This is a genomic window from Bartonella sp. AP7XZML (genome assembly GCF_042195745.1).
Taxonomy (GTDB): domain Bacteria; phylum Pseudomonadota; class Alphaproteobacteria; order Rhizobiales; family Rhizobiaceae; genus Bartonella.
Genome location: NZ_JBHIOT010000065.1, coordinates 1 through 5,052, shown reverse-complemented (window position 1 = coordinate 5,052; position 5,052 = coordinate 1). Strand labels below are relative to the sequence as shown.

The window sequence follows — 5,052 nt, the reverse complement described above, 5'->3', positions numbered from 1 at the left end:
TCTCCTTCCAAGAGCGAGGTTATTCCTCGCTAGAAAGCTCTGAGTGATCATCAAAATCTTTTGCTACCCGTTCAATCAAAGTGTAGCTCACTTGCTTCACCTTTGCTACTTCTTTGGCTAAAGCTAATGCACGTTCAAGGTCGGTTTTGTTGATGCTCTCGTCAAAGCCCAAGTGGTCCCCTGCCGTAAAGCTTTGCTGATAAAATTGTAAGGTTTCAGCATCACCCAACAAAGCAAGAGCGCCAAGATGAAGTAAAGCATAATCCGTATCGTTTGCTTTAGACGTGGCGCCTTTTTCCCAAGGAGCAGTGCCATAATCAGAGCGAAGTCTTTTAGAAAGGTCAATGTCTGTTACCGCCCATTCTAAAGCATCATCAAGCGCCTGTGTTAAACGATCCCTAGTGACTTCTGGTTCAAAGATTTCTAATCCCTTGGCTTCAAAATTAAGCTGTATATCTGGAATATCTTCCGTGTAGGTAGGATCAATGAATTTACAAGCAGCGGAAAGAATGCCCGTGCTAATCAAAAATGCGCTATCAAATTGCGGACAATCTTTGGCAATTTCGTCGTTATAAAGAATATCTACTTCACGATCAGCCAATTGATAGCTTGCCATATGGTCATTCTCATTGATTTTCTCGGTTGACCAGCCTAAGCTTTTTAAAAGTGCATGAGCACTTTCCATGGTGAGACGATCATCAGTGTCATCCGCTTCCTCTGTCGCCTCAACAGCAATAGTTTTGGAAGCAACAGATGCTGTTTGGGAATCAAGGGACAAAATCGGAGCATTTTTTGGAAAACCTGTTCAATAACGCTGTGCAAGAGTAAGAGCGTTGTCAATCGTATATTTCGTGATACCTTCCACAAAGCTTAAAGAGTTTCCCTTTCTAAAATTCTCTTTATAAAACTTAAGCCTCTCAACAACTCCAATCAGAATAAGCGCAATAAAATGGCGTATTATAAGATCATATTCACTGTCTGGGGGAAAAGCCGCATAATCATAGATGATTTGATTAACATTTTGTCGATCAGCCCAGCACAAAATATCCGCACAGATCTGCTTCAGTTTACCTTCATCAACTTCATTACCAGACACAGTATATATATCTTCTAACTCTTTAAGAACGGTATATTGGGGAGTATTGATGAAAATAGATCGATAAGCTGTAGAAAAACCAAGTGTTGAAAGAGAAACCTTGAAGGTAACAAGCGGTGTCTCTCCGTTTTTATCAAGGTCGTACACTATGTTAATGATACGATCTTTCTTTATAAAATAAGCATTGCAATTGTAATTTTTATCACGATAGACTGTCCAGTCCATCCTTTTTAAGTCTTCAGAAACTGTATTAAGGAGAGCTAAAGATTGCACATCAATACGTGCATCCGCCGCCTTTCGCTCCTTTAAAACGCTCAGATATTCTTCAGCAAATTGAACAGCGTGATTAACATATTTTTCCACATCATCGTCATCCAAATGTTCAGAAATCGTACCTGCTTTTACGGCATTTTGATAGGATTTCAAGACATCAATTTGACCTGTTAATGCTAAACAAGCCAAATGCCATGGGATATCGGGACAGGAGCTATATTTTTGAACAAGCGCTTTGCTTTCTATCGCTGCCTCTAAATCCTGAGCACGCGCCCATTGTATCACCCGCTCAGAAATTTTGATAAGCTCCTGCTCATTTAATGTCTCTAAACGAATATCAATTCCTTTATCAACACCACTAAAAACCCCTCCCTCAATCGTATTAAAAGACTGATAAATATTTGTAGCTGATATCTGCCTACATTTTCTACTATCGTGAATATAATGGCAAGCTACAGAAATATCTTCGTTGGAGATCCCTGCTTCAAGATGAACATTGTAATCATCATTTGGAAGACGTATAAAACCAAAATCAAATTGAATGAAGCGGTCGGGCAAAATCAGCCACATTTTTCCAGGTTCCGTAACAAACCACCCTTGGGTTTTAAGAATGCGCGTTGCTGCTGTAAGACTCATCAAACGCTGTTTCGGTTTTTTGCGTGCTAAAATGTCATCCAATTCATTATTTTTATAAGCTTCAGCAAAAAAGATGACGCGCTCAACCTGTGTCATCTTTTCATAATCAGAAAACTCTGGTACACATAATTGAGATATAGATTTGTAATTCCTTAAAGCCTTAATATCGCCGAGTAAGGCTTTTGCCACAAGAGAATGATTAGCAGATTCTTCATGTAATTTTTGCTCAATATCTTGTGCGTGCGCCCAAACTAACACTTTATTTAAAGCTACCTTAACGTGGTTTTCAAAAAATTCTAGTGCTGTAACTCCAAAATTCTCTTCTGAAGAAATCAGCATAGCCTCATATTGAGGTTGAGATTCTTTACCGTTAGCGTATTCCCAGCCAAGACAATAGGCAGCTGTAGTAAGACTGACAGAAACCCACAATCTTCCGCTATCCCGTCCATAATCTATAACACCATAGTGAATACGCACGATACGATCAGGGAGATGATAATAAGCAAACATATCATCCATTTCATCGCGATGAGGCTCCCAGCCAAGTCTTTTTAAAATCTCTGTTGCATCTTTGGTTTGCATCGTCATTACCCTGCGTGCTCTTTAATTCTTTTACAGAGAAATTCATAAAAATTACTTGCGTAGTACTGAGGGTCTTTAAAAAAACTAGAATTTCCACACCTCCAATGTCATCCCCTCCATAGTTTTTTCCAAAAGCTCTTGTAAAAAGGGATAGGTTGCGGAGTGGGAGTGTTCTTAGTCTTTTCAATCGATTGATCACCATCAAGTATCTCTTCTCCCGCGTGTACTATAATCCTTTTGCAAAGGTATTCATAAAAATTACTGGCGTAATATTCGCAATCTTCAGATGGAAGCCTGACATAGAGTGGGCATTCTCCATCCCGAAACTGCGTATAATCAAAATAAAAGGTTTCACCAAGATCATAACTCACAACGAGTTGTTCTGGTGTCGTAAAACCACGTTTTCTATCATTTAAGTTTTGGTAAACGATATCACCAGCAGGAATACCTTCCCCACAATCCTTATAAAGGCTAAAAATTTCTTCGCCACCAATTTCTCCTCCTTTATAATTTTTTAAAAAACTCTTGTAAGAAGATGTAAATTGTAAACTGAGAATTTTCTCCGCCTTTTCAATTACAAAATCATTAACCGCATTTTTTGCAGTACCAAAATTGATAATCTCATCATCATATTTATTCACTTTATCAATTAATACTGCAACATCAGCTAAGGTGTAGGTTTTCATGAATCTTCCCCTGCATGGTCCTTAATTCTTTTACAGAGAAATTCATAAAAATTACTTGCATAATAATGTGACGCTCCAGATGGAATCTCGACGTAAAGTGGGCATTCACCATCCTGAAACTGAGTATAATCAAAGTAAAATGTTTCACCAAAATCAGTTCTATTCACGGCAAGCTGATTTGGTTTTGCGAAACCATTTTTTATATCCGTCAAATGATAGAAAACAATATCACCAGCAGGACACTTATCAAAACTTGCGTTATAAATGCTAAATATTTCATAACCTCCAATTTCTCCTCCTTTATAATTTTTTAAAAAGTCTTTATAAGAAGTTGTAAACTTTACACCAAGAATTTTCTCAGCTTCTTCAATCCTTTCATTACTAACCGCATCCTCTGCAGTGCCAAAATCAACAATATCACTATATTTCTCAACCAACTCTGCAACATCATCTAAGGTGTAAGTTTTCATAATTTGTTCTCCTATAAATTGTTATTTTTTAATTTTTGTATCTTTCGGTTTATAACATTCAGCACATAACATCCAAAGTTCTTCTCTCAACTTTTTAAACAAATCTCTATCAATATCTGATCCCATTTCCTTAGGCCTATTATGAAGGATACGATGATATTTTTTATGAAACTCGTTTGTCACCATTGCTAGAGGACCATCATGTGTTTGCAATATGTGATGGAATTCAATGGATTTATCATCAAATCCTATGGGCGCTCTTCCTGCTGTCATCTTTTCAATATTTCTACCTTCTACTTCTTTCCCTTTTTCTATCCAAGTAACAATTCGGTAAGGATTAAACAGCTTTTCACTCTCATAAACTTCATATTTTTGAGTAATTATTTCTCCTTTGTGAGGTATTTCAAGCTCAAAAACAGTGGATTTTCTGTCTGACCATAAATGTTCTCCTTGTGTGAAATATTGAGTTTTAGCAATTTCATCTCTGATTTTTTCCGTTGATTGAGCAATGTCTTTTTCTGGATAAATATCTTTTATTTTATTTCTGACTTCTTCAATTGTCTGAGAAGCTTTGTTTCCTGTTTGCTCATGAACTGCAACAGCTTTATCGCTTATTTTTTCCGTTGATTGAGCGATGTCTTTGCCTGCTTTTGCAGCCGTTACCTCAACCTTAGCTACTAATTTGGCAAGAGCTTTTTCGGTAAGCTTGCCAACAAGCTTTATGCCTCCCTTGGCTGCTCCAGCAACTCCTGTCATTAGGGATGCTGTTTCAGTCAATAATTTTCCAAATTCAAGTCCAGCTTTAAAGGATCCACCAGCACCGGCTCGCTCATATTCCTCCTCCATTTTATTAATGCGATCTACATAGGACTGTCCAAGGGTCCGACCAATTGTCGCCAAAATCTCACCACTGCTGAAAAAATCTTTGAGCGCTTTCAAAGTCTCTTTGGGATGTTTGGCTATTTGGAAAAAACCATCAACCGTATCGTATATTTCAGCCGGTACACCAGCTACTATACCAGCCCCAAAGCTTATATCTTGCCCTGTACTAATCGCAGACCACTTCGCAGACACTGCTGCTTCACATAAAAGGTCAGGACACCCCTTTAATTCTTTCTCCATCTGAGCTTGTTGCGCACTGCTGAGGTAGTTATTTGCAGCGGCATTACCAGCGGCATCGACGCCAGCATCAACATCGCCACCAGCAAGGGCAGCGGCAACGCCCCCAGCAGCCCGTGCAACATCAATGGTGTGGTCTCTAAAGTCAGCAAACTGCGCATCAATCTTTGCGTTTATACGCGCTTCCTCT

The 5,052-nt window shown here is 38.6% G+C and carries 3 protein-coding genes and 1 pseudogene; all 4 read right to left on the bottom strand.

Translation table 11 applies throughout. From position 1 onward, the window contains the following. Window positions 1–19: 19 nt before the first annotated feature. A pseudogene (locus ACFILT_RS04725) lies at window positions 20–2,587 on the bottom strand (DUF6990 domain-containing protein). Between the two features lie 107 nt (window positions 2,588–2,694). Continuing rightward, window positions 2,695–3,273: an SMI1/KNR4 family protein gene (locus ACFILT_RS04720; protein ID WP_375679671.1), complete on the bottom strand. Its 579-nt coding sequence runs from the start codon at window positions 3,271–3,273 to the stop codon at window positions 2,695–2,697. Beyond that, entirely contained in the window at window positions 3,270–3,743 is a 474-nt protein-coding gene (locus ACFILT_RS04715; RefSeq protein WP_375679670.1) for an SMI1/KNR4 family protein, read from the bottom strand. Before ACFILT_RS04715 ends, ACFILT_RS04720 begins: the two co-directional genes overlap by 4 nt. A 21-nt stretch (window positions 3,744–3,764) precedes the next feature. Next, window positions 3,765–5,052, bottom strand: a 1,288-nt coding sequence (locus ACFILT_RS04710; RefSeq protein WP_375679669.1) for an HNH/ENDO VII family nuclease, incomplete at its 5' end; no start/stop codon positions are given.